Source organism: Thiohalocapsa halophila, from assembly GCF_016583825.1.
Lineage (GTDB): Bacteria > Pseudomonadota > Gammaproteobacteria > Chromatiales > Chromatiaceae > Thiohalocapsa > Thiohalocapsa halophila.
In genome coordinates, this window is the sequence record NZ_NRRV01000003.1 from 24556 (window position 1) to 49167 (window position 24612).

Sequence of the window (24612 nt, forward strand, 5' to 3'; positions counted from 1 at the left end):
CCGGACCCACGGCCGCCGCGCTGGGGCGGCGGCGGCGCACAAATGTTGCAATGCGTCTACCAGCCCGGACTCAGGCGACGGCGGATGTGTTTCACGTGCGACCCGCGGCCTGCCCGACGGCACCGATGCCCCTGGAAGTCCGGCGCATGCAGCTCGACCTTAAGGCCATGGGACAACACAGATCGACGAGCAATACTGATGGACTTGCGACGCTTCTCCGGGCTTGCCCGTCCCGTGGACACGGGCTATGCCAGCAACCGCCGCATCGCCGGCGCCAGTGCGGCGGTGCTGGCGGCGGTCTGGCTCATTGCCGGCATCGCCACGGGCCAATGGCTCGGCGCCCTGGGCACCGCGGCTCTGGCCGCATTGGCGTTTTTTCTCGCCTGGGCCCTGGGCCGGGAGCTGGACCCGGACGAGGACGCCGCCGCCCTGGCGGGGGCCGCGCTGACGCTGCCGGGGCTGGCGCTGGCCGGACTGCCGGATATCGGCGCGCTCTTTCTGGTGCTGCTGGCCATGCGGGTGCTGAACCGCACCACGGGTGTGGCGGCCACGGCGCTGGACGTCGGCCTGCTGCTGGTGCTGGGCCTGGTGGTGGCGCTGCCTGGTCAGCCGGTGTACCTGGCCGCAGCCGGCGCGGCGCTGCTGGTGGACGGCATCATCTCGCCGCCGAGCCGGCGGCGAGTGATCATCGGCCTCGGCGCCGGGGCCATCGCCGCCGCTGGGGTGATCGTGCTGATGCCGGACGGCCCGGCGCCGCAGCCAGAGCTGCTCGCCGGGCTGGTGGCCCTGGTGCTGGCGGCGGCCTTCCTGCCCGTGATCCAGGCGCAATCAGGGCTGCAGAGCGTCGCCGACGACACCGGCGAGCCGCTATCGGTGCAGCGGGTCCGGGCCGGGCAATTGCTGGCGGCAGGCACGGCGCTGGCCGCCGCCCTCTGGCAGGGCAGCACCGGCCTGCTCGCGCTGCTGCCGCTATGGGCGGCGCTGATCGCCGCGGCAGCCTGGCGGCTCAGTCGCGGCCTGCGCCGGTCGCAGGCCGGCGGCAGGGATTGACCGGCGTTGCCAGCGCTGGACAGGAAGCCAAAGGCTTGTCGGCCGCGGATGGTCAGTCATCGGCGCGTTCTCGTTCGGCGTCGGCCCGCGCCCGCTCGGCCTCGGCGCGCTCGTGCGCCGGCGCAGACGGCGCTACTCGACAGTGACGGACTTGGCGAGGTTGCGCGGCTGGTCCACGTCGGTGCCCTTGAGGGTGGCCACGTGGTAGGCGAGGAGCTGGAGGGGGATGGTGAAGACCAGGGGGTCGATGAGGTCATCGGTCTCCGGCAGGCGGATGACGGTGATGCCGGGCTCCTCCTGCATGGGGACCTGGGTGTCGGCGAACACGAACAGCTGGCCGCCGCGCGCGCGGACCTCTTCCAGGTTGGACTTGAGCTTCTCCAGTAGGGCGTTGTTCGGCGCCACGGCCACCACGGGCATGTCCTCGTCGATGAGAGCCAGCGGGCCGTGCTTGAGCTCGCCGGCGGGATAGGCCTCGGCGTGGATGTAGGAGATCTCCTTGAGCTTGAGCGCGCCTTCCATCGCGATGGGATATTCCTCGCCGCGACCAAGGAACAGGCAGTGGTGCTTCTCGACGAAGCGCTCGGCGAGGGCCGCGATCTGCGGGTCGATGGCCAGCACCTCTTCGAGCTGACTGGACAGCCCGCGCAGCAGCCCGACGGCGTGGGCCTCGGCCGCCGCGTCCATGCCGCGGGTGCGGGCGAGGTTGACGGTGAGCAGCAGCAGCGCCACCAACTGGGTGGTGAAGGCCTTGGTGGAGGCGACGCCGATCTCCGGGCCGGCATGGGTCAGCAGCACCAGGTCGGATTCGCGCACCAACGAGCTTTCCGGCACATTGCAGATGGCCAGCGTTTTGGCATAGCCGCTGTCCTTGGCAATGCGCAGCGCCGCCAGGCTATCGGCGGTCTCCCCTGACTGGGAGATGGTGACGAACAGCGCATTCGCCGGCACCACGTGCTTGCGGTAGCGGTACTCGCTGGCCACCTCCACCCGGCAGGGCAGGTCGGCGAGGGCCTCGATCCAGTACTTGGCGACGAGCCCGGCGTGATAGCTGGTGCCGCAGGCGACGATGGTCACGGCCTCCACCCGCGCCAGCACGGCCTCGGCCTCCGGGCCGAAGGCCTCGGGCAGCACATGCTCGGCGGCGAGCCGGCCTTCCAGGGTGTCGGCGATGGCGCGCGGCTGCTCGAAGATCTCCTTCTGCATGAAGTGGCGGTACTCGCCGCGCTCGGCGGAGTCCGCGGCAACGGAGGACTCGCGCACCGGGCGCTCCACCACGCGGCCGTCGCGGTCCCAAATGGTGACGCCGTCGAGGCGCAGCTCCGCGAGATCCCCTTCCTCCAGGAAGATGAAGCGGTTGGTAACCGGCAGCAGGGCGAAGACATCGGAGGCGATGAAGTGCTCCTGAAAGCCGACGCCGATGACCAGCGGGCTGCCCTGGCGGGCGGCGATCAGCTGGCTCGGGTCTTCGGCGTCGATGACGCCCAGGGCATAGGCACCGTCCAGTCGCGCCGTGGTCCGGCGCACGGCGTCGGTGAGTCCGTGGCCGGCGGCGAGCGCGTCGTAGACGGCGTGGACGACGACCTCGGTATCGGTCTGCGACGTGAAGGTGTGGCCGGCGGCGAGCTGCTCGGCGCGCAGCGTGGCATGGTTCTCGATGATGCCGTTGTGGACGATGGCGCAGCGCTCACCGGAGAGGTGCGGATGGGCGTTCTCCGTGGAGGGCTCGCCGTGGGTGGCCCAGCGGGTATGGGCGATGCCGATGCTGCCGGGCATGGGCTCGGCGGCGACGGCCTCGGCGAGCTTGGAGACCTTGCCGAGGGTGCGCAGGCGATGCATGCCGCGCTCGGTGCTCAGCACGGCGAGGCCGGCGGAGTCGTAGCCGCGATATTCCAGGCGCTTCAAGCCCTCCAACAGAATGGCCGCGACCGGCCGCTGCGCGATGGCGCCGACGATGCCGCACATAAGGCGAAGGTCTCTTTGGGTGTTTAGGGGAGAGTTTCGAGTTACGAGTGGCGAGTTACGAGTATCGAGGGGCTAGGGGCTAGCCGAAAGCCAGACAAAGGCCCACACGGCGAACGAAGGCCCTCGATGCTCGCCACTCGCCACTCGCCACTCGCTACTCGTTACTTCTTCCGCGGCCGCTCCCACCCTTCGATGGTCACCTGCTTGGCCCGGCACACGGTGAGCTGCTCGGCGGGGGCGTCGCGGCTGACCACGGAGCCGGCGCCGATGGTGGCGCCGGCGCCCACGGCCACGGGGGCCACCAGCGCGGTGTTGGAGCCGATGAAGGCGCCATCGTCGATGACGGTGCGGTGCTTGTTGGCGCCGTCGTAGTTACAGGTGATGGTGCCGGCGCCGACATTGACGCCGCTGCCGATCACGGCATCGCCGATGTAGCTCAGGTGATTGACCTTGCTGCCCGCGGCGATCTGCGCCTTCTTGACCTCCACGAAGTTGCCGATGTGGCAGTCGCGGCCGATGTCGGCAGCGGGCCGCAGCCGTGCGAAGGGACCGATGCGGGCACCGGCGCCTACGTGCGCGCCCTCGATGACGCTGTTGGCCAGCACCTCCGCGCTCGGGCCGATGTCGCAGTCTTTGAGCAGGCAGTTCGGCCCGATGTGCGCGCCGGCGCCGATGCGCACCTCGCCCTCGCAGATCAGGTTGATATCCAGCACCACATCGCGCTCGCATTCCAGCCGGCCGCGGATGTCGATGCGCGCCGGGTCCGCGATGCTGGTGCCGCGGCGCATCAGGCACTCGGCGGTGCGGCGCTGATGGTAGCGCTCCAGCTCCGCCAGCTGAAGGCGGTCGTTGACACCGGCGACTTCTTCCAGGGTCTCGGGCTGGGCGGTCACCACCTCGACGCCGTCGGCGGCGGCGAGTCCGATGACATCGGTGAGGTAGTACTCGCGCTGAACGTTGTCGTTGTCGACGCGCCCGAGCCACTGCGCAAGGCGCTCGCGCTCGGCGGTGATGATCCCGGTGTTGACCTCGGTGATGGCACGCTCGGCCGCGCTGGCGTCCTTCTGCTCGACGATGCGCTGCACCCGCCCGGTGTCGTCTCGAACGATGCGCCCGTAGCCGCTGGGATCGGCCAGGGTCATGGTGAGCAGGCCCAGCGCGGTCTCGCCGCTGTCGGCGATGAGGCGGTTCAGCGTCTCCGCCTCGATGAGCGGGACATCGCCGTATAGCACTAGGACGCGGTCCACGTCCGCCATGGCCGGGAGGGCCTGCTGCACGGCATGACCGGTGCCGAGGCGCTCGGCCTGCTCCACAAAGGTGCAGTCGGCATCGGCCAGGGCTTGGGGCACCAGCTCGCCGCCGTGGCCGTAGACCACGCAGATGCGGGCGGCACCGACGGCCTCGGCGGCGTCGAGCACGTGGCGCAGCAGCGGCCGACCGGCGAGGGGATGGAGCACCTTGGGCAGCGCCGAGCGCATACGGGTGCCCTTGCCGGCGGCGAGGATGACGACACCGAGTGTCATGGCGCGGGAACCTTATCGAGAATGCCGTCAGTGACGGAGATGAGCTTACCGGCGAAGGCGCGAGCGGACATGGGCAATGTTGGGCTTACTCAACAGCGCCGAGAATAGCTCAACGCGCGTCCGCTCAAAAGCCTTCGAGCGCGCAAGGATAAACGCCGGCGACGCGACACCGCCAAAGAGCGGGCGGCGCGTCAGCTGCCCCGCATCTTGCGCAGCTTCTCGATGGCGCGCAGCTGCGCGATGGCCTCGGCGAGCTCGGCCTGTGCCTTGGCGTACTCGAACTCCGCGGTCTGGCCGGCGAGGGTGTCCTCGGCACGGCGCTTAGCCTCCAGGGCCTTGGCCTCGTCGATGTTCTCGGCACGGATGGCGGTGTCGGCGAGCACGGTGATGACGTCCGGCTGCACCTCGAGCATACCGCCGGAGACGTAGAAGTGCTCCATCTCCCCGTGCTCGTCCTCGACCCGGACATCGCCGGGCTTGAGCCGGGTGATCAGCGGGGCGTGGCGGGCGGCGATGCCGAGCTCGCCCATCTCCCCGGGGGCGTAGAGCATGGTCGCGCTGCCGGAGTGGATGGCTCCTTCGGCGCTGACGATGTCCACGTGAATCTGCATTGCCATGTTGGCGGGCTCCGATGATCTCTGCGAGCGGACAGCGGGCGGGGCCGCGGCTGATGCCGCCGGCAGCCCTGCCCGGGGCCGGTTTACATCTTCTGCGCCTTCTCGACCGCCTCGTCGATGGAGCCCACCATGTAGAAGGCCTGCTCCGGCAGCGCGTCGTGCTCGCCGTCGACGATGGCCTGGAAGCCGGCGATGGTGTCCTTCAGCGATACGTACTTGCCGGGCGAGCCGGTGAAGACCTCCGCCACGAAGAAGGGCTGCGACAGGAAGCGCTGAATCTTGCGCGCCCGGGCGACGATCATCTTGTCCTCGTCGGAGAGCTCGTCCATGCCGAGGATGGCGATGATGTCCTTGAGCTCCTTGTAGCGCTGCAGCGTGCCCTGCACCGCGCGGGCGGTGTCGTAGTGCTCCTGGCCGACGACATTCGGGTCCAGGATGCGGCTGGTGGAGTCCAGCGGGTCCACGGCCGGGTAGATGCCGAGCTCGGCGATCTGGCGCGAGAGCACCAGGGTGGCGTCCAAGTGCGCGAAGGTCGTCGCCGGGGACGGGTCGGTGAGGTCGTCCGCCGGCACGTACACGGCCTGGAAGGAGGTGATGGAGCCGGTGCTGGTGGAGGTGATGCGCTCCTGCAGGGCGCCCATCTCCGAGGCCAGGGTGGGCTGGTAGCCCACGGCGGAGGGCATGCGGCCCAGCAGCGCCGAGACCTCGGTGCCGGCGAGGGTGTAACGGTAGATGTTGTCGATGAACATCAGCACGTCACGGCCTTCGTCGCGGAAGAACTCGGCCATGGTGAGGCCGGTCAGCGCCACGCGCAGGCGGTTGCCGGGGGGCTCGTTCATCTGACCGTAGACCAGGGCGACCTTGTCCAACACGTTGGACTCGGTCATCTCGTGGTAGAAGTCGTTGCCCTCACGGGTGCGCTCGCCGACGCCGGCGAACACCGAGTAGCCCGAGTGCTCGACACCGATGTTGCGGATCAGCTCCATCAGGGTGACGGTCTTGCCCACGCCGGCGCCGCCGAACAGCCCGACTTTGCCGCCCTTGGAGATGGGCATGATGAGGTCGATGACCTTGATGCCGGTCTCCAGCACCTCGGTGGCACCGGACTGCTCCTCGAAGGTCGGCGGCTTGCGGTGGATGGACCAGTGCTCCTCGGCGCCGACGTCGCCCTTCTCGTCGATGGGGCGCCCGAGCACGTCCATGATGCGCCCGAGGGTCGGCTGGCCCACCGGCACGCTGATGGGCTTGCCGGTGCTGGTGACCTCGACGCCACGCTGAAGCCCGTCGGTGGAGCCCATGGCGATGGTGCGCACAACACCGTCGCCGAGCTGTTGCTCGACTTCCAGTGTCAGACCGTTCTGGTCGATCATCAGTGCGTCATAGACCTTTGGCATCTCGCCGCGGGGGAATTGGACATCGACGACGGCGCCGATGATTTCCACGACCTTACCGGAGCTCATAGTGTTTTCCTCGTCTGCTGCTGCGCGCGCAAGCGCGCAACGGATCGATTTGTCGGATGGGGAATTCGGTCGGTCCGGCTGCGCTGCTACACCGCAGCGGCACCGCTGACGATCTCGGAGAGCTCCTGCGTAATCGCCGCCTGGCGGGCCTTGTTGTAGACCAGCTGAAGCTCGTCGATGAGGCCGCCAGCGTTGTCGGTGGCGGCCTTCATGGCCACGCGCCGGGCGGCCTGCTCCGAGGCACCGTTCTCGACCACGGCCTGGTAGACCAGGGATTCGATGTAGCGCGTGAGCAGGTTGTCCAGCACCAGGCGGGCGTCGGGCTCGTAGAGGTAGTCCCAGATCGGGCCCGTGGGGCCGTCGTCGTCGGCCTGGATGGGCACCAGCTGCCGGATGATCGGCTGCTGGGTCATGGTGTTCACGAATTCGTTGTAGGCGATGTAGATGGCATCGATCTCGCCCTGCTCGAAGGCGCTCAGCATCACCTTAACAGTGCCGATGAGATCTTCGATGTGGGGCGTGTCGCCGAGATGGGTGACCTGCGCCTCCACCCGGCCGCCGAAGCGCCTGAAGAACCCGAGCGCCTTGTTGCCGATGGTGCAGAACAGGGCGTCGACGCCGGTCTCCTGGTGCACCCGGATCTCACCCACCAGCTTGCGGAACAAATTGGCATTGAGGCCGCCGCAGAGCCCGCGGTCGGAGGACACGACGATGTAGCCCACCCGCTTCACTTCTCGCTCGGTGGCGAGAAAGCTGTGGTGGTATTCCGGCGACGCCTTAGCCAAGTGGCGAATGACCTGGAGCATCTTCTCGGCGTAGGGGCGCGAGGCACGCATGCGCTCCTGCGCTTTGCGCATCTTGGAGGTCGCGACCATCTCCATGGCCTTGGTGATCTTTTGCGTGCTCTTGATGCTCGAGATCTTGGTGCGGATTTCTTTGGCGCCTGCCATGGAGGGCTCCGATCTGTGTTCTAAGCTGCGTCTGTGCGCTCACGATGCCGGGGGGCACGACAGCGGCACGCTTGTCAGGGCTGAGGGCGGAGGGCTGAGGTTTTCCGTGGCCGCGCCCTTGGCCCTCAGCCCTCCGCCCTGCTCGCGATTTGCGCCAGTGCAGGCAGCAGCCTGCCAGGAGCGCCATGCGAGGGCTCCTGCGAGGCACTTACCAAGTATTGTTGGCCTTGAAGTCCTTCAGCGCGGCGTGCAGCGCTTCCTTGATGTCGTCGCTGTAGTCGCCGGAGGTGTTGATCTTGTCCAGCAGCTCCTTGTGCGCCGAGGCCATGTAGCTCTGCAGGGCGCGCTCGAAGTCGACGACCTTCTTGACCTCCACGTCGTCGAGGTAGCCCTCGTTGACGGCGAACAGCGAGGCGGCCATCTGCGCGACGCTCATGGGCTGATACTGCATCTGCTTCATGAGCTCGGTGACGCGCTCGCCGCGCTCGAGCTGCTTGCGGGTGGCCTCGTCCAGGTCGGAGGCGAACTGCGAGAAGGCCGCCAGCTCGCGGTACTGGGCCAGCGCCAGGCGGATACCGCCGCCGAGCTTCTTGATGATCTTGGTCTGGGCCGAGCCGCCGACGCGCGACACCGACAGACCCGCGTTGATGGCGGGGCGGATGCCGGCGTTGAACAGGTCGCTCTCCAGGAAGATCTGGCCGTCGGTGATGGAGATGACGTTGGTCGGCACGAAGGCGGAGACGTCACCGGCCTGGGTCTCGATGATGGGCAGCGCCGTCAGCGAGCCGGTCTTGCCCTTGACATTGCCGTTGGTGAGCTTCTCAACCTCGTGGGCGCTGATGCGCGCGGCGCGCTCCAGCAGCCGGGAGTGCAGATAGAAGACGTCGCCGGGGTAGGCCTCGCGGCCCGGCGGGCGGCGCAGCAGCAGCGACACCTGGCGGTAAGCCCAGGCCTGCTTGGTGAGGTCATCGTAGACGATCAGCGCGTCCTCGCCCTTGTCGCGGAAGTACTCGCCCATGGCGCAGCCGGCGTAGGGGGCGATGAACTGCATGGCAGCCGAGTCCGAGGCGCCGGCGTGGACGATGATGGTGTGCTCCATGGCGCCGTGCTCTTCGAGCTTGCGCTGCACGCCCGCCACCGAGCTGTTCTTCTGGCCGACCGCGACGTAGATGCACTTAACGCCGGTGCCCTTCTGGTTGATGATGGCGTCGATGGCCACCGCGGTCTTGCCGGTCTGGCGGTCGCCGATGATGAGCTCGCGCTGGCCGCGGCCGACGGGCACCATGGCGTCGATGGCCTTGATGCCCGACTGCATCGGCTGGTCCACGGACTGACGGGCGATGACGCCGGGCGCGATCTTCTCGATGGCGGAGGTGCCATCCCCCTGCACCGGTCCCTTGCCGTCCACGGGCTGACCGAGAGAGTCCACCACGCGGCCGAGCAGGCCGTCGCCCACCGGCACCTCCAGCACGCGTCCGGTGCAGCGCACCCAGTCGCCCTCGGACAGGCTGGTGTAGTCGCCGAGCACCACGGCGCCGACGGAGTCGCGCTCCAGGTTCAGGGCCAGGCCGTAGATGTTGTTCGGAAACTCCAGCATCTCGTAGTACTGGGCATCCGAGAGGCCGTAGATGCGCACGATGCCGTCGGTGAGGCTGACGATGGTGCCTTCGGCGCGCGCCTCGGTCTTGAGATCGAACTGCTCGATCTTCTGTTTAATCAGGTCGCTGATTTCGGAGGGATTCAGTTGCATGGGGATGCTCCGATGAAGGGCTGCCGATGAGCGCCCGTCGCCGAGCGCTGGACTTGGCCGCCGTCAGAATTGCAAGTCGTTGGACAGCCGCTCCAGCTTGCCGCGCACCGAGCCGTCGATGACGACATCGCCCGCGCGCACCTTGACGCCGCCGATGAGATCCGGGTCCTCTTCGATGGTCAGGTCGACGTCGCCGCCGAAGTGGGCCTTGAGCCGCGCCGCGAGCTCGTCGCGCTCGGCGTCGCCCACCGGATAGGCGCTGGTGACCTCGATCTGGCGCAGACCGTCGTAGAGGGTCTTCATTTGCGTGAACAGTCGGGCGATGTCCGGCAGCACGATGAGGCGCTTGTTCTGGGCGAGCAGCCGAACCAGGTTCTGGACGTGCTCGCTCAAGCCCTCGCCGGCGACGCCGAAGATCAGATCCCGCAGCTGCTCCGAAGAGGCATTGGGGCTGCCGATCTGGGCGCCGACTTGCGGGTCTTCGACGATGGCGCCGAGCAGCGCGAGCTCGTCGGCCCAGGCGTCCAGGGTGCCCTCCGCCTTGGCAACCTCGAAGGCCGCCTCGGCATAGGGGCGGGCGATGGTGGTGGTGTCTCCGGCCATGCGCTGCCCCTAGATCTGCTTCGCGAAGGACTCGACGAGGTCCTTGTGCGCGTTGGCGTCGACCTCTTTCTGGAGGATCTTCTCGGCCGCAGCGACCGCCAGCTGCGCCATGCGCTCGCGCAGCTCCTCTCGCGCCCGGTTGGTCTCCTGCTCGATCTCGGCGTGGGCCGCCGTGCGGATGCGCTCGGCCTCCGCAGTGGCGTCGCGCTTGGCCTCGTCGAGGATCTCGTTGTAGCGCTTCTGCGCTTGGGAGACGATGTCCGCGGCGTTGCCCTTGGCCTCTTTCATGACCTCCAGCGCGCGCTGCTCGCCCAGCTCCTGCTCTTCCTTACCGCGCTCAGCGGCGGCGAGCCCCTCGGCGATCTTCGCCGTGCGCTCTTCCAGCGCCTTCATGATCGGCGGCCAGACGTACTTCATGCAGAAGGCGACGAACACGCCGAAGGCGATCATCTGCACGAGCAAAGTAAGATTGATGTTCATCCGTCTGCCTTTCTGACTTGTGCCTCTAGTGTGAAACGGCGGTCACCGGCTGCCTTATCTGACGCAGGGCCGCCGACCGCCCGCTGTGGGCTCCCGCGATGGGGCTCGGGGACCAGAGGACAGCTCAGAGGGCGAACATCGCGTACAGGCCCATCGCGATGGCGATGACGGGCAGGGCGTCGGTCAGGCCCATGACGATGAAGAACTGGGTGCGCAGCATCGGGATCAGCTCCGGCTGGCGCGCGGCGCCTTCCAGGAAGCGGCCGCCGAGCACGCCGATGCCGACACCGGCGCCGATGGCGCCGAGACCCAGCATCAGACCGGCGGCGACGTAGACGAGTGCTTGTGCGAGTTCCATGTTGTTCCCCTCGGGATCTGTTTGGTTGGATGGTCAGGGTTTTCGGTATCCGCGCCCCGCAGGCTGCACTGCTCGGGGGCGTGCTTGGTGGGCGCGCGGTGCCGCCGGGCCTCAGTGGTGCTGGTGAGCCATGTCCAGGTAGACGATGGTGAGCACCATGAAGATGAAGGCCTGCAGCGTGATGATCAGGATGTGGAAGATGGCCCAAGCCAGCTGCAGCGTCATGCCGGAGATGTCCAGCAGCAGGTTGTGGCCGTACATCAGCGCGATGAGGATGAAGATCATCTCGCCGGCGTAGAGGTTGCCGAACAGCCGCAGCGACAGCGACAGAGGCTTGGAGAGCAGGCTGATGCCCTCGAGCACGAGGTTGGCGGGCATGCCGAGCTTGCCGAAGGGCTGCATGGTCAGCTCCGCCGCGAAGCCGGCCGCGCCCTTGATCTTGAAGCTGTAGTAGAGCACCAGCAGGAACACCGACAGCGACATGCCGAAGGTGATGTTCGGATCGGTGGTGGGGACGACGCGCATGTAGACGTGATGCGGATCGGCGCCGAACAGGCTCATGAGCTGCGCAAAGCCGTGCGGGATCAGGTCAACCGGGATGAGGTCCATCAGGTTCATCAGGAAGACCCAGACGAACACCGTCAGCGCCAGCGGCGCGACCATGTCGTTCTTGGCACTAAAGGAGCCGCGGACGTTCTCGTTGACGAAGTCGACGATCCACTCCAAGAAGTTCTGGCTGCCGGTGGGTACCCCGGCGGTGGCCTTCTGCGCGACACCGCGCATAAAGCGATAGGCGAGATAACCGAGACCGAAGGACCACAGCAAGCTGTCGACGTGCAGTGCCCAGAAGCCCATCGCCGAGGCCTCTTCGGCGTTGTGGGCGAAGGTGAGCCCGTGCTCGGGGTGGAAGCCCAGCGTGAGGTTGGTCAGGTGGTGCGAGATGTAGTCCTGGGCGGTGAGCGTATCTGCAGCCATCGATCAGTCCCGGTTGGCGGCCGTGCTAGTGCGCCGGCCGCGATGCAAACAGCGCGGGCAGCACCTGCACCGCGAAATAGGTGCCGAGCAGCGCCGGCAGATTGAGATTCGCGAGGGTAGCGAACGCAAGCGCGAAAAGGCCGAGGATCAACACTACCTTGATGATCTCGGCCGAGTAGATCCGCAGCGCGAGCTCCGTCGGCGCCTGGGCGCGGTACTGACGGAAGACCCTCAGGGCGAACACCCAGTTGGCGAGGAGGCATACGCCGGCGCCGATGGCGGCCGACTTGAAGGCGGTGACGCCGAACGGCGCGGCCAGCATGAGCGCCACGAGCGCGAAGGCCACCTGCCAGAGCAGCAGGCGGCGCAGCTGTGCGCGATCACGCGGGCCGAGGCCACGGGAATCCCCCGAAATCACCTGCCCCCCGCAAAGACACGGAAGTATAAGCGTGTCCGAATATTCTGGTCAAATCCCTGACCAGACCGCGCATATGTTGCCATAAGCTTGACGAATCGGCTTTACGGATTGATGTCTGGGCGGCTTGGGGAAATCACCGAATATGGCCCAGGATGCCGTCCAGCTCGTCCAGGCTGTTGTAGGCGATGACCAGCTTGCCGGCCCCCTTGGCGCCGTGCTGGATGGCGACCCGGGCGCCGAGGCGCTCGGCGAGGTCGTCCTGGAGGCGGCGGATGTTCGGGTCTTGGGCGGGCTCGCGCGGGCGCTCGGCGCCGGCGTCCTCGCTCTGGAGCCGGCGCACCAGGCGCTCGGTCTCGCGCACCGACAGCCCGCGTGCCACCACTTGCCGGGCGGCCAGGGTCTGGGCATCGCCCTTGAGGCCGAGCAGCGCGCGGGCATGGCCCATGTCCAGGCGCCCGGCGTCGAGCAGCGCGCGCACCTCGGCCCCGAGCTCCAGCAGCCGCAGCAGGTTGGTGACCGTGGTGCGGGACTTGCCGACGGCCTCGGCCACCTCCTGATGGGTGAGGCCGAACTCTTCTTGCAACCGGTGCAGGGCGCCGGCCTCTTCCAGCGGGGCGAGGTTCTCGCGCTGGATGTTCTCGATCAGCGCGATGGCGAGCGCCGTCTGCTCGTCCACCTCCCGGACCACCACCGGGATGTCGGCGAGACCCGCCTGCTCGGCGGCGCGCCAGCGCCGCTCCCCGGCGACGATCTCGTAGCGCCCGGCGCCCGCAGGCCGCACCACGATGGGCTGCAGCACCCCCTGGCGGGCAATGGAATCGGCGAGCTCGCGCAGGGCATCCGGATCGAACTCCCGGCGCGGCTGGTAACGGCCGCGCTCAATGCGCTCCAGGGGCAGCTGCTGGATCGCTTCGCCGGGCGCCGCCTGGGTCAGCGGCGCCGCGTCAGGGTGGGCGACGGCTTCGGCGTCGTCCTCGTGCGCCCCGCCGAGCAGGGCGTCCAGGCCGCGGCCGAGGCCGCGCTTCTTGGCGCTGGTCATGCTGTGCACGCCCTCCGCGGCGGCAGCGCCCGAGTCCGGCTCGGGCGGCTCGGGATGGCCTGGGTCCGGGTCCGGCGTTGGCTGCGGCTCCGGCTGTGCGCCGCCGTCCGCCGAGTCGGCCGCTCCTGCCGCGGCGCTGATGGCCGGCGACGGCGTTGGGGTTGTCGGGGCATCGGCAGTGGCTGGCGCGTCGGCGTAGCGGTCGAGTTGGGGATCGAGCTGAGGCTCGATCAAAGATAGAGCGTTTCTCACGGCGTCCCGTATGGCGTGGTCCCCTGTGGCCCGATCAGGGTCATGCGGCGTTCGGTGCGGGCTCGCGGCGGCGTAGCACCTCGCCCGCCAGGGCGACATAGGCCAGGGCGCCGCGGGAGCTGCCGTCGTACTTCAGCACCGGCAGCCCGTGGCTCGGCGCCTCCGCCAGCCGCACGTTGCGCGGCACGATGGTGCGGTAGACCTGACCCTTGAAATGCGTGACCAGCTGGGTGGAGACCTGGTTGGACAGATTGTTGCGCGGGTCGTGCATGGTGCGCAGGATGCCGTCGATGCGAAGCGCCCGGTTGCGGCTGGTGCGGATCTGCTCGATGGTGTCGAGCAGGGCGGACAGCCCCTCCAGCGCGTAGTACTCGCACTGGATCGGGATCAGCACGCCGTCTGCGGCCACCAGCGCATTCACCGTCAGCATGTTCAGCGACGGCGGGCAGTCCAGCAGGATGACCTCGTAGGCCGCCGCCTGCGCCTCGAGCCGTACCGCCAGGGTGCGCTCGCGGGTCTCACCCTGCATCAGCCCCACCTCGGCGGCGGTCATGTCGCCGTTGGACGGCAGCAGGTCGAAGCCCGGCGCCGGCTCCGCCACCCGCTGCACGCATTGCGAGAAGGGCGTGTCGTTCAGCAGCAGGTCGCAGCCGGTGGTCTCCAGGGCGTTCTTGTCGACGCCGACGCCCATGGTGGCGTTGCCCTGGGGGTCCATGTCCACCAGCAGCACGCGGCGGCTCATGGAGGCCAGCGAGGCAGCGAGGTTGACGGCGGTGGTGGTCTTGCCGACCCCGCCCTTTTGGTTCGCGATGGCGATGATGCGGGCCATGTGGTTGCTGGGCAGGTTTCGGGGAGGTTCCTGGGTGCTTGTGTCGGCGCCTCGCGCCGCCAGCGAGCGGGTGATGCGGATGCGCTCCCCGCGCGTGGCTTGCGTGGCGGGCCCGGTGCTGCATGCTCGCGGACATCGCATCGGGGCAGGCGGCGGTCAGTCAGTCGAACGGCACCACCACCAGAGAGCGCTCGGCATCGAGCCCGGGGACCGCAAGCCGATGCACCGCCGCGGCGTCTGCGCGCACGCGCGGCAGCGCCGCCTCGGCCAGATCGCCCAGCTCCGCCGCCGGGTTGCGCCCCTTGAGTGCCAGCAGCACACCCCCGGGCGCGAGCAGCGGCGTGCAGTCGGCACAAAGCTCGCTGAGCGTCGCCACCGCGCGCGCCGTTATGGTAGCGAAATTCGCAGGCCCCCGGTACGCCGTGATGCGCGCCTGCACCGGCGTGACGTTGCTCAGGCCGAGCTCCAGCACCGCCTGGCGCACGAACCGGACCTTCTTGCCGTTGCTGTCGAGCAGCGTGAAGGCCAGCTCCGGGCGCAGGATCGCCAACGGCAGCCCGGGCAGACCGGCGCCGGTGCCCACGTCCAGCACGGGGCCGCGGCGCACGCAGGGCAGCACCGCGAGGCTGTCCAGCAAATGGCGCGGGATCATCTCCGCCGGATTGCGCACGGCGGTGAGGTTGTAGGCGCGGTTCCAGCGCGCGAGCAGCGGGATGATGGCGCTCAATTGCGCCCGCTGCGCCGCGCTGGCGTCGACGCCGAGGGCGACCAGGCCGGCGTCGAGCCGGGCACCCAGCGCTGATGGACCGTCGCCGCCCGGTGGAGGCGATACCTCGGCAGCTGCCATCAGGTGCACCGCCACTTGGGCTCCAACCGATACTCGGCGCAGCTCATGTTCATGTGGTCGAGCACAGTGTTTGGCATGGATGGCAATCCCCGCACGGCTAGTAAGGTAGGGTGCCGCGAACGAGGCGGTTGTTGCGCCACAGTTTACCCAGTTCAGCACTCAACGGTGCCCATCATCCGTCGGCCCCGGGCACGGGATCGCAATATCGCAAGGCCGAGAAGCGTGTCGCGGCGCCGGATGGCAACCACAACACTGAAAATCCTAGACCGCGGTCGCGGTCCGGAGATCGCCGGTACGCGCATCACCATCTATGACGTGATGGACTACCGCAAGCTCGGGTGACACCGAGACAGGATCCCCGCCCTCTTTCGGCTCGGCTCGGCCGACATTCAGGCAGCGATCGACTACATTGACGCACACTTGGACGAAGTCGAGACGAAGTACGCCAAAATCTTGGAGCGCACGGCAAACCCTCAATACCCCCCGGATGTTGAGCAGATTGTGAAGGCAACAAAGGGCTCCGCGCGCCGGAAGATTGCCGGAATTCGGGCGACAGGTAACCGGACCACGAAACCATGACGCGGCGAGTCAGGAAGGACTTGCGCCATCAGGCGCTTTGGCGCTTCAGGTGGATCAGCAGCAGCGACACCGCCGCCGGCGTCACCCCCGGAATGCGCGCCGCCTGGCCGATGGTGGCCGGGCGCACCCGCTGAAACTTCTCGCGCACCTCCGCCGAGAGCCCGCGGACATTGCCGTAGTCGAAGTCCTCGGGCAGGGCCCGGGCATCCTCGGCCTGTTGCCGCGCCACCTCGTGCTGCTGGCGCTCCAGGTAGCCGGCGTATTTGGTCTGGATCTCGATCTGCTCGGCCACCCGGGCATCGTCCACACCCGGTCCCAGGCCGTCGGCGGCCATCAGCTCCGCGTAGCCGACCTTGGGGCGGGCGAGCAGATCCAGGGCGCGGGCCTCGCGGGCGATGCGCTCGCCGGTGGTCCGCGCCAGACTCTCCGCCGCCGGCGTGTCCGGGCGCACCCAGCGCTCGCGCAGGCGCTGGCGCTCGCGCTCGATGGCCTCGCGCTTGGCCCCGAAGGCCCGCCAGCGCGCCTCGCCTACCAGGCCGAGCCGGCGGCCGGTCTCCGTTAGGCGCAAGTCGGCGTTGTCCTCCCGCAGCATCAGCCGATACTCGGCGCGGCTGGTGAACATGCGGTAGGGCTCGCTGGTGCCGCGGGTGATGAGGTCGTCCACCAGCACGCCGATGTAGGCCTCGTCGCGGCGGACGCTCCAGGGCTCGCGGCCCTGCACCGCCAGCGCCGCGTTGGCGCCGGCGAGCAGGCCCTGGGCGGCGGCCTCCTCGTAGCCGGTGGTGCCGTTGATCTGCCCGGCGAAATACAGGCCGGGCACGAAGCGGGTCTCGAGCGTCGGCTGCAGATCCCGGGGGTCGAAGAAATCGTACTCGATGGCGTAGCCGGGGCGGGTGATGTGCGCCTGCTCGAAGCCCGGGATGGAGCGCACCAGGTCCAGCTGCACCTCGTAGGGCAGACTGGTGGAGATGCCGTTGGGGTAGAGCTCATTGACGTCGAGCCCCTCCGGCTCGACGAAGATCTGATGCGAGGCCTTGTCCGCGAAGCGCACGATCTTGTCCTCGATGGACGGGCAGTAGCGCGGCCCGACGCCCTCGATGACCCCGGTGAACATGGGCGAGCGCGACAGCCCGCCGCGGATGATCGCGTGGGTGCGCTCGGTGGTGCGGGCGATGTGGCAGCTCACCTGCCGCGGATGCTCGGCGGCGTCGCCGAGGTAGGAGAGCACGGGCACCGGCGTGTCGCCGGGCTGCTCCTCCAGGCGGGCGAAGTCCACACTGCGGGCGTCGATGCGCGGCGGCGTGCCGGTCTTGAGCCGGTCCACGGTGAACGGCATCTCCCGCAGCCGATCCGCCAGGGCGATGGACGGCGGATCGCCGGCGCGGCCGCCGCGATGGTTGCTCAGGCCCACGTGGATACGCCCGCCGAGGAAAGTGCCCACCGTCAGCACCACCGCCGGGGCGTGAAACTCCAGGCCCATTTGCGTGCGCACGCCGGCGACACGCTCGCCGTCACCCGTGGATTGCACGATCAGGTCGTCCACCGCCTGCTGGAACAGCCAGAGATTGGGCTGGCGCTCCACGGCGCTGCGCACGGCAGCCTTGTACAGCGCCCGGTCCGCCTGGGCGCGGGTGGCGCGCACCGCCGGCCCCTTGCGGCGGTTCAGCACCCGGAACTGGATGCCGGCGCGGTCGGCGGCGCGGGCCATCAGCCCGTCCAGGGCATCGATCTCCTTGACCAGATGGCCCTTGCCGATGCCGCCGATGGCCGGGTTGCAGCTCATCTGGCCGATGGTCTCGATGTTGTGCGTCAGCAGCAGCGTGCGCGCGCCGGCGCGGGCCGCGGCGAGCGCCGCCTCGGTGCCGGCGTGGCCCCCGCCGACGACGATGACGTCATATGATTGATTGCTCGACATGGTTCGCAGTCTCGCCGGATCACACCCATATACTACAGAATTGCCTGGGATTAATTCCCGACCGCACCGCCCTTTTCAAACGCCTAGCCTAAGCGGTGGGGCCCATAAGCTGGGACCTATAAGCTTGGGATTAAGCCCCACAATGGGCCCCGGCTGGACACTGACACCGGCGGCCAGAAGCCCCAAGCGGCCCAGATAGAACGGACGCATGCTCCAAACCCTGCGCAACTCCGACACCCATGGCCCGATCCAGGCGGTGCTCGACACCGCCGATGCCGTCATCCTCGGCAAGCGCGACGAGCTCCGCCTGGCGCTCGCCTGCCTGCTCGCCCGGGGTCACCTGCTCATCGAGGACGTGCCCGGTGTCGGCAAAACCACGCTGGCCCACCTACTGGCCCGGCTGCTGGGGCTGGAGCACGCCCGCATCCAGTTCACCAGCGACATGCTGCCGGCGGACGTGGTGGGCGTCTCCGTCTACGACCGGGGGCGCGAGCGCTTCCGCTTCCACAACGGCCCGATCTTCTCGCAGGTCGTGCTCGCCGACGAGATCAACCGGGCCACACCCAAGGCCCAGAGCGCCCTGCTGGAGGCCATGGAAGAGCGCCAGGTGACGGCGGAGGGCGAGACACGGGCCCTGCCCGAGCCCTTCTTCGTCATCGCCACGCAGAATCCGTTTTACCAGATCGGCACCTTCCCGCTGCCGGAGTCACAGCTGGATCGCTTCCTGATGCGCCTGGCCCTGGGCTACCCGGCGGCCGCGGAAGAAAAGGCCCTGCTGGCGGGCCAGGATCGCCGCGAAATGATCGCGGATCTGAAGCCCGTGCTGGATCCGGCGAAGCTACTCGCCGCCCAGCGTGACGTACAGACCGTGCATACCGCCGTCGCCGTCATCGACTACTGCCACGCCGTTTTGCAATTCACCCGCCGCAGCGAGCGCTTCGTGCACGGCCTGTCGCCGCGGGCCGGACTCGGGCTGCTGCGGGCCGCACGCGCCTGGGCCCTGCTGGACGGCCGGGATTTCGTACTGCCGGAGGATATCCAGCGCGTGCTCCCCGCCGTGGTGCCGCATCGGCTCATGACCGGCGATGACGACAGCGACGGCGGCCACGCCGCCACCGCCGAGCTGATCCTGGAGTCCGTCCCTGTCCCCTGAGCGTACATCCACCAAACAGGAAGCAGCGCTGGAGCGCAACCGCATGAGCACCTCGGCCACGGACAGCGTAGACAGCATCGGGGTTGGCGCCGCCGCCGGCCTGCGGGCGCAGGTTGCCCGTGCCGTCTCACGCCTGCGGCGCAAGCGAGCAACGGAGCCGAGCAGCGCCGTCGCTGCCACCCACCACCGCAGCATCTACATCCTCCCCACCAAGGCCGGCATCGGCTACGGGCTGGTGCTGCTGGCGACGCTGCTGGGCGCGCTCAACTACCAGAACAATCTGGGCCTGCTATTGACCTTTCTGATGATCGCCATCGCGCTGGTGGGCATGCACCACTGCTGGTTTCAGCTGCTCGGGCTCGAAGTCCGGGCCCGCGACGGACTGGCGGTATTCGCCGGCGAGACGGCCCGCTTTCCCGTCACCCTGGCGGACAAGGCCGACAAGCCGCGGCCGCAGCTGGCGATCGTGGGGGCGGCGCCCGTGTCGCTGGCCGCCGGCGGCGAAGCCCAACTGGAGCTGCCGCGTGCGGCCGCGCGCCGCGGCGTGCTGACGCTGCAGCGCGTGGTGCTGGAGACACGCTATCCCTTCGGCCTCTTCCGGGCCTGGGCCGTGCTGCGCCCGCAGGCACGAGTCCTGGTGTACCCCAAGCCGGCGCCGCGCGCGCCGCAGCCGCCGATGCTGGCGCGGTTCGACCAACAGGCCCGCGGCGATCTGGGCACCGGCGCCGAGGATTTCGTCGGACCCCGCGCCTACCGCCGCGGGGACTCGCCGCGGCAGCTGGACTGGAAGGCCTTCGCCCGCGAGCGCGGACTCGTCGTCAAGCAGTTCGGCGGCGACCAATCCGCCCGTGTCTGGCTGGACTGGGACGCGCTGCCGGCGCCCGACCCCGAGCAGCGCCTGTCTCTACTGGCCCGGCAGGTGCTGGATGCCGACGCACTCAACTACAGCTACGGACTGCGTCTGCCGGGGGTCAGCATCGACCAGGGCCGCGGCGGCCGCCACAAGCACCGCTGCCTCGGGGCACTCGCGCGGCTTGCGACACCGGAGCAAACGCGCCATGGCTGATGAGCACGCCGCCGCAGACAGATTCGACCATGCCATCGCCTGGGCGCGGCAGCGCCTGGCCCAGGCGATGCGCCGCCGTCGGCTCGGCCCACTGACCGCCTCCGGCGCCGCCAAGACAGGGCGCCCTGCGGCGCCGGCGGCCGAAGCGCCCGACACGGCGCAGCTCGTAGCGGCCACCCTGCTGCTAGGCGTTTGCGCCCTGCCGCTAATGGCGGCCTTGGACCCCCAGGTGGGCGGCTTCATCCTAGGCGTGTTGGCCCTGCGGGTGATCGCCATTCGCTGGCCCGGCTTACAGCCGGGGATGCTGGTGCTGGCTCTGCTGACCCTGGTCGGCGGACTCAACGTGCTCGATGCCTACCGCGGCGTCGCCGGTCAGGAGCCGGGCACGGCGCTGCTGCTCTCCATGGTGGCGCTGAAGCTGCTGGAGGTGCGCAGCAAGCGGGATCTGCGGGTCCTGCTCTTGGTGCTGGGCTTCGTGCTGGTGGTGCAGTTCCTGTTCGACGAGTCGCTGTGGCGCGCACTGCTGATGGTCGCGCTGGCGGTGGCGAGCTTCGCGCTGCTGCGCGACCTGGGCCTGCCAACCCATTCGCCTTCACTGCCGCGGCGCATCCGCGAGGGGCTCGGCAGCACCGGCGTCATGGCCGTCCAGGCCTTGCCGCTGACGCTGGTGCTATTCTTGCTTTTCCCGCGGCTGGACACCCCGCTGTGGGACCTTGGGCTCGACAACCCCCACGCCATTACCGGCCTCAAGGACTGGCTGGAGCCCGGCTCCATCACGGATCTCGTGGTGTCCGGCGAGCCCGTGATGCGGGTGCGATTCGACCGCGAGCCCGCCCTCTCGCCCGAGGCGATGTATTGGCGCGGGCCCGTGCTCTGGCACGCCGAGGGCAACCGCTTCGAGCCCGCGGCGCCCGGCGACTTCCCGGCGGCGGACGTCAGCGTCGAGGCCCTCTCCGAGCCGGTCACCTACACCGCCCTGCTCGAGCCGAGCGACCAGCGCTGGATCACGGCGCTGGACATGCCGATCAGCGCCCCGCGCGGCGCGGCGCTGACCAGCGACCTGCAGCTGCTCGCGGACCGGGCCATCGACGAGCGCGAGCTGTATCGGCTGCGCTCGGCGGTGGAGTACCGCGCCGACGGACTGACCCTGGATGAGGAGCTGGCGGCGACCGCGCTGCCCGCGAACAAGGTGACCCCGCGCATGCGCGAGCTGGTGGCGCGCTGGATCGCCGATGACCCGCCACCGGCGACCGTCGTCCAACGCGCCCTGGACCATTTCAATCGGCAGCCCTTTCGCTACTCCCTGCTGGCACCGAACATGGGCGAGAAGGCCATGGACGGCTTCCTGTTCGAAGAGCAGGTGGGCTTTTGCGAGCACTATGCCGCGGCCTTCACGCTGCTCATGCGCATCGCCGACATCCCCACCCGCATCGTCCTCGGCTACCTCGGCGGCGAGCGCAACCCTTACAGCGGCGACTACCTGGTGCGCCAGTCCGAGGCCCACGCCTGGACCGAGGTCTGGCTGCCGGAGCAGGGCTGGACCCGGGTGGACCCCACCGCGGCCGTCGCCGCCGAGCGCGTGGACCCCGACGGCGGCATCGCCGCCCTGGGTGCAAACGCCCCGGCGCGCTTTCGAGTCGACGACGGCTCGCTCGTCGGGCGCGCCATCCGCAACCTGCACCTGGCCGCGGACGCCTTCGACGCCGCCTGGCAGTCCTGGGTGGTGGGCTTCTCGCGGTTCAAGCAGCAGCGCCTGCTGTCGGGCCTCGGCCTCGGGCGCTTCCGGGACTTCGGTCTGGTCGCGCTGATGGCGCTGGCCGGCGCCGGGGTCATGCTCGCCTGGGCCCTGTGGCTCGCCCGCCCGACACCCGAGCGAGATCCGGTGGCGGCCGCCTACAAGGAATTTCAGCGCCGACTCAGGCGCATCGACCCGGTGCTGGCCAAGCACCCAGATGAAGGCCCGCTGGACCACCACGCCCGCCTCGTCGCCGCCCGGCCCGACCTCGCCGGCGATGCCGATGCCGTGGTAGATGCCTATGTGCGGCTGCGCTACGCCGGCGGCGAGGCCGGCGACGATACGCTCGGGCGTCTACAGCGGGCGATCCGCGACTTGCGCGTGCGCCGGCGCCCGGGACCGCCGGCTCCCAGCCGGCTTGGGCGGCGCTAGCCGCGCTCCCGACCCTTGCCGAGACAAAGGCACCGTCATGAGCGGGTGTTCCCGCCAGCACTCAGCTGCACACTAGCGAAGAAGCCGATCGGCGGGCGGGCCCAGGAAGCTCCAGCGCTGCCCGCCGATCAACAGAGCGGGTGCCTCCCGGCTGCGCTTGCCGCCATCAAGCCTGCGGATGACCCCAACAACCCACCACCTATCCCCCCATTCGTCTTGCGCGATTTACGCGCTAGAGCTCGCCGTGCTAGCGTTCGAGATACTCGTTTCGGCCACGCAATACGGAGGTGGAAGGTGCCGTTCACTCACGAAATCCGCAGACTCGCAGTACGGCCCTGCGTGCCGCACCATTGGGCCACCTCGGTCTTAGCCCTGTTCTTCGTGACGCTCACGCTAGGGGTTACAGTTGGTGCCAACGCGGCTCCCATCGGTACAGACGACGGCATCGACGATTGGGCGTCCACGCGGGCGTCCGTCTTGCGGTTTGAGGATGACCAGTTCATCGAAAGGCCGGCGCTCGACCAAAAAACCGGCGCCGACACGGTAAGCAGTGTAGAGCACGAAGACCCTAGCAACGGGCTCGAGAACGCCCGTGCCAAGGCGGAGCCCTATTCCATGCAGGTTGCCGGTACGACCGACTCAGACGTCTATGACTGGCGCGCCATAGCACGGTTCCGGGATGAGTTGTCGGTCATGTCCGCGAACGCTGATGACTTAGTGCTTGATTTTGTCTTCGATGTCACTGGCATATTGGACCCCGCCGACCCGACAGGTTCTTTCGCTATCAACCTGCTGTGGTTCGAGGACGCTAGCACCTTTGACGTACTGGACGGTTTTGCGATTACCAGCGATGAAGTAGGCGCAGAGGGGGAGGTGGATACCAGCGTGACGCTGAGCACCGGCGACCCGGTGGCCAGTGGCAGCCTGCTGCCCATACACATAACCGGCATCCTGAACTCGAGCAACGGTGCCCACGACTTCTTCGGCACGGCGGCGCTCACCAAGCTCGTGCCTCGCGATACCCTCGGCAACGAGCTTGGCCAAGACCAGTTCCGCATTACCAGCACGGCCTCGCCGGACAGTGCTCTGGTCAATATCGGCACCGCACCCGTGCCAGCCAGCACCGCCCTTGTCACTCTCGGGCTGTCTGTTCTTGGTCTTGTACGAGCGCGGAAGGCACGAAGCATGTTAGGAGGCAGGGCGAGGGTAGATGCGGCAGTAACCCAAGGTCCACATAGTTGGTAGCGGCGCATCAAGCCTGTACCAACACCCAACGCAACAACCGCCAGGCATAGGCCGACAAGGCCGCAAAGGGCTTTGGCTCGGGCCCAACGCCGCATGCCCGGCATCGAGCCGGGCATGCGGCGAACCGGCTGGAAGCCGGCGGCCTCAGTCGCAGCGCGCTGAGGGCTAAGCGGCCGCCACCGCCTCGGCAATGCGCTCGGCGTCCTCGGCGGACAGGTAGGGGTGCATGGGCAGGCTGAAGACGCGGGCAGCGGCGCGGTCGGCATGCGGCGTGCAGTCCGGGCAGCAATACTGGGCGTAGGCACCCTGGCGGTTCAGCGGAATCGGATAGTGGACCGCGGTGGGGATATCCTGAGCCTTGAGCTTGGCAACGACGGCGTCGCGGTCGTCCGCTTGCAAGGTGTATTGGGCGAAGACGCTAGTGTAGCCGGGCGCGACGTGCGGGGTAAGCAGGCCGTCGCTTGCGTCCTTGACGCTGCGGGCGCCGCGGGCCTGTAGGAGCTCGGTGTAGCGGTTGCCGACGACGGCGCGGCGCTCGACTTCGTCCGGAAAGATCGCGAGCTTGGCCAGCAGCACGGCGGCCTGGAGGGTATCCAGGCGGCCGTTGATGCCAAGACGCGGATGGCTGTAGCGCTGGTCCTGGCCGTGATTCATGGCCTGGCGCATGCGCGCGGCGAGCCTGTCGTCTTCGGTGAAGCAGGCACCGCCGTCGCCGTAGGCGCCGAGCGGCTTGGACGGAAAGAAGGAGGTGCAGCCGATGGTGGAGAGCCCGCAGGAGCGCCGGCCCTTGTAGCGGGCGCCGAAGCTCTGGGCGGCGTCCTCGATGACAGGCAGACCGTGGCGGTCGGCGACGGCGTTGATGGCGTCCATGTCGGCGCACTGCCCGTAAAGGGAGACCGGCATGATGGCGCGGGTTTTGGGGCCGATGGCGGCCTCGATGCCTTGGGGCTCGATGTTGTAGGTAACCGGGTCGATGTCGACAAGCTTGGGCACTGCGCCGAGCAGCGCGATCATCTCCGCGGTGGCGACGAAGGTGAAGGGCGTGGTGATGACCTCGTCCCCCGGCCCGATGTCGAGCGCCATCAAGGCCACCAACAGGGCGTCGGTGCCGCTTGCGACACCGATGCAGTGGCGCACGCCGACGTAGTCCGCCAGGCGCTCTTCCAGCTCCGCGACCTCGGGGCCCAGGATGTAGCGCCCGTGGGCCAGCACGGCCTTGATGCGCACCTCGACGTCCGCGGCGATGCGCGCCTGCTGTGCTTGGAGGTCGATGAACTGCATGGCGCTGGCCTTGAGTGGCTGTTTGATAGGGGATTGTTGAAGATTCAGGGCCTAGGACCGAGTAGCGAGTCCTGCGTAGCGCTTACCTAC

General features: G+C 68.6%; 21 protein-coding genes. 5 read left to right on the forward strand and 16 right to left on the reverse strand.

The annotated features are described in order from the left end of the window. The first annotated feature begins 198 nt into the window (after nucleotides 1-198). Nucleotides 199-1050: a hypothetical protein gene (locus tag CKO31_RS01980; RefSeq protein WP_200233571.1), complete on the forward strand. Its 852-nt coding sequence runs from the start codon at nucleotides 199-201 to the stop codon at nucleotides 1048-1050. 132 nt (nucleotides 1051-1182) lie between these two features. On the opposite strand, the gene glmS is transcribed toward CKO31_RS01980, so the two are convergent. From glmS to mnmG, 15 genes are all read right to left on the reverse strand, one after another. Further along, a complete protein-coding gene (gene glmS, locus CKO31_RS01985) occupies nucleotides 1183-3015 on the reverse strand; it encodes a glutamine--fructose-6-phosphate transaminase (isomerizing) (protein WP_200233573.1) in 1833 nt (610 codons plus the stop codon). A gap of 161 nt (nucleotides 3016-3176) precedes the next feature. After that, a complete protein-coding gene (gene glmU / locus CKO31_RS01990; RefSeq protein ID WP_200233575.1) occupies nucleotides 3177-4538 on the reverse strand; it encodes a bifunctional UDP-N-acetylglucosamine diphosphorylase/glucosamine-1-phosphate N-acetyltransferase GlmU in 1362 nt (453 codons plus the stop codon). A 191-nt stretch (nucleotides 4539-4729) separates the two neighbouring features. After that, a complete protein-coding gene (locus CKO31_RS01995) occupies nucleotides 4730-5155 on the reverse strand; it encodes a F0F1 ATP synthase subunit epsilon (RefSeq protein ID WP_200233576.1) in 426 nt (141 codons plus the stop codon). Nucleotides 5156-5238: 83 nt separating this feature from the next. After that, nucleotides 5239-6615 (reverse strand): F0F1 ATP synthase subunit beta, encoded by a 1377-nt coding sequence (atpD, locus tag CKO31_RS02000; RefSeq protein ID WP_200233578.1) that lies wholly within the window; start codon nucleotides 6613-6615, stop codon nucleotides 5239-5241. Nucleotides 6616-6701: 86 nt separating this feature from the next. Continuing rightward, nucleotides 6702-7565 carry a F0F1 ATP synthase subunit gamma gene (gene atpG, locus CKO31_RS02005; RefSeq protein WP_200233580.1) on the reverse strand — a complete coding sequence of 288 codons (864 nt, stop codon included), beginning with the start codon at nucleotides 7563-7565 and terminating at the stop codon, nucleotides 6702-6704. Nucleotides 7566-7773: 208 nt separating this feature from the next. Further along, nucleotides 7774-9315 carry a F0F1 ATP synthase subunit alpha gene (atpA, locus tag CKO31_RS02010; protein WP_200233582.1) on the reverse strand — a complete coding sequence of 514 codons (1542 nt, stop codon included), beginning with the start codon at nucleotides 9313-9315 and terminating at the stop codon, nucleotides 7774-7776. Between the two features lie 63 nt (nucleotides 9316-9378). Next, nucleotides 9379-9918 (reverse strand): F0F1 ATP synthase subunit delta, encoded by a 540-nt coding sequence (locus tag CKO31_RS02015; RefSeq protein WP_200233584.1) that lies wholly within the window; start codon nucleotides 9916-9918, stop codon nucleotides 9379-9381. 9 nt (nucleotides 9919-9927) lie between these two features. Then, on the reverse strand, nucleotides 9928-10398 hold the full coding sequence (locus CKO31_RS02020) for a F0F1 ATP synthase subunit B (protein ID WP_200233586.1): 471 nt from the start codon (nucleotides 10396-10398) through the stop codon (nucleotides 9928-9930). A gap of 124 nt (nucleotides 10399-10522) precedes the next feature. Further along, nucleotides 10523-10756: a F0F1 ATP synthase subunit C gene (gene atpE, locus CKO31_RS02025; RefSeq protein ID WP_058557788.1), complete on the reverse strand. Its 234-nt coding sequence runs from the start codon at nucleotides 10754-10756 to the stop codon at nucleotides 10523-10525. Between the two features lie 111 nt (nucleotides 10757-10867). Further along, nucleotides 10868-11731, reverse strand: coding sequence for a F0F1 ATP synthase subunit A (gene atpB, locus CKO31_RS02030; protein WP_200233588.1), 864 nt, complete (start codon nucleotides 11729-11731; stop codon nucleotides 10868-10870). A 25-nt stretch (nucleotides 11732-11756) separates the two neighbouring features. Further along, complete coding sequence (locus CKO31_RS02035) at nucleotides 11757-12149, reverse strand: ATP synthase subunit I (RefSeq protein WP_322789074.1); 393 nt, start codon at nucleotides 12147-12149, stop codon at nucleotides 11757-11759. Between the two features lie 133 nt (nucleotides 12150-12282). Beyond that, entirely contained in the window at nucleotides 12283-13188 is a 906-nt protein-coding gene (locus CKO31_RS02040) for a ParB/RepB/Spo0J family partition protein (RefSeq protein ID WP_200233752.1), read from the reverse strand. Between the two features lie 292 nt (nucleotides 13189-13480). Further along, nucleotides 13481-14269 carry a ParA family protein gene (locus tag CKO31_RS02045; protein WP_200233589.1) on the reverse strand — a complete coding sequence of 263 codons (789 nt, stop codon included), beginning with the start codon at nucleotides 14267-14269 and terminating at the stop codon, nucleotides 13481-13483. A 160-nt stretch (nucleotides 14270-14429) separates the two neighbouring features. After that, nucleotides 14430-15116, reverse strand: coding sequence for a 16S rRNA (guanine(527)-N(7))-methyltransferase RsmG (rsmG, locus tag CKO31_RS02050; protein WP_200233590.1), 687 nt, complete (start codon nucleotides 15114-15116; stop codon nucleotides 14430-14432). Nucleotides 15117-15723: 607 nt separating this feature from the next. Further along, a complete protein-coding gene (gene mnmG / locus CKO31_RS02055) occupies nucleotides 15724-17610 on the reverse strand; it encodes a tRNA uridine-5-carboxymethylaminomethyl(34) synthesis enzyme MnmG (protein ID WP_200233591.1) in 1887 nt (628 codons plus the stop codon). Between the two features lie 208 nt (nucleotides 17611-17818). Here mnmG and CKO31_RS02060 point away from each other — a divergent pair, with 208 nt between their 5' ends. The 4 genes from CKO31_RS02060 (at nucleotide 17819) to CKO31_RS02075 (ending at nucleotide 23241) form a co-directional block, all read left to right on the forward strand. Beyond that, nucleotides 17819-18763, forward strand: coding sequence for an AAA family ATPase (locus CKO31_RS02060; RefSeq protein ID WP_200233592.1), 945 nt, complete (start codon nucleotides 17819-17821; stop codon nucleotides 18761-18763). A gap of 43 nt (nucleotides 18764-18806) precedes the next feature. Next, on the forward strand, nucleotides 18807-19829 hold the full coding sequence (locus CKO31_RS02065) for a DUF58 domain-containing protein (protein WP_200233593.1): 1023 nt from the start codon (nucleotides 18807-18809) through the stop codon (nucleotides 19827-19829). Then, a complete protein-coding gene (locus CKO31_RS02070) occupies nucleotides 19822-21996 on the forward strand; it encodes a transglutaminase TgpA family protein (protein ID WP_200233594.1) in 2175 nt (724 codons plus the stop codon). The genes CKO31_RS02065 and CKO31_RS02070 overlap by 8 nt, the downstream gene beginning before the upstream one ends. A 294-nt stretch (nucleotides 21997-22290) precedes the next feature. Next, nucleotides 22291-23241 carry a hypothetical protein gene (locus CKO31_RS02075; protein WP_200233595.1) on the forward strand — a complete coding sequence of 317 codons (951 nt, stop codon included), beginning with the start codon at nucleotides 22291-22293 and terminating at the stop codon, nucleotides 23239-23241. Between the two features lie 165 nt (nucleotides 23242-23406). On the opposite strand, the gene CKO31_RS02080 is transcribed toward CKO31_RS02075, so the two are convergent. Further along, a complete protein-coding gene (locus CKO31_RS02080) occupies nucleotides 23407-24522 on the reverse strand; it encodes a DegT/DnrJ/EryC1/StrS family aminotransferase (protein ID WP_200233596.1) in 1116 nt (371 codons plus the stop codon). Between the last annotated feature and the right edge of the window lie 90 nt (nucleotides 24523-24612).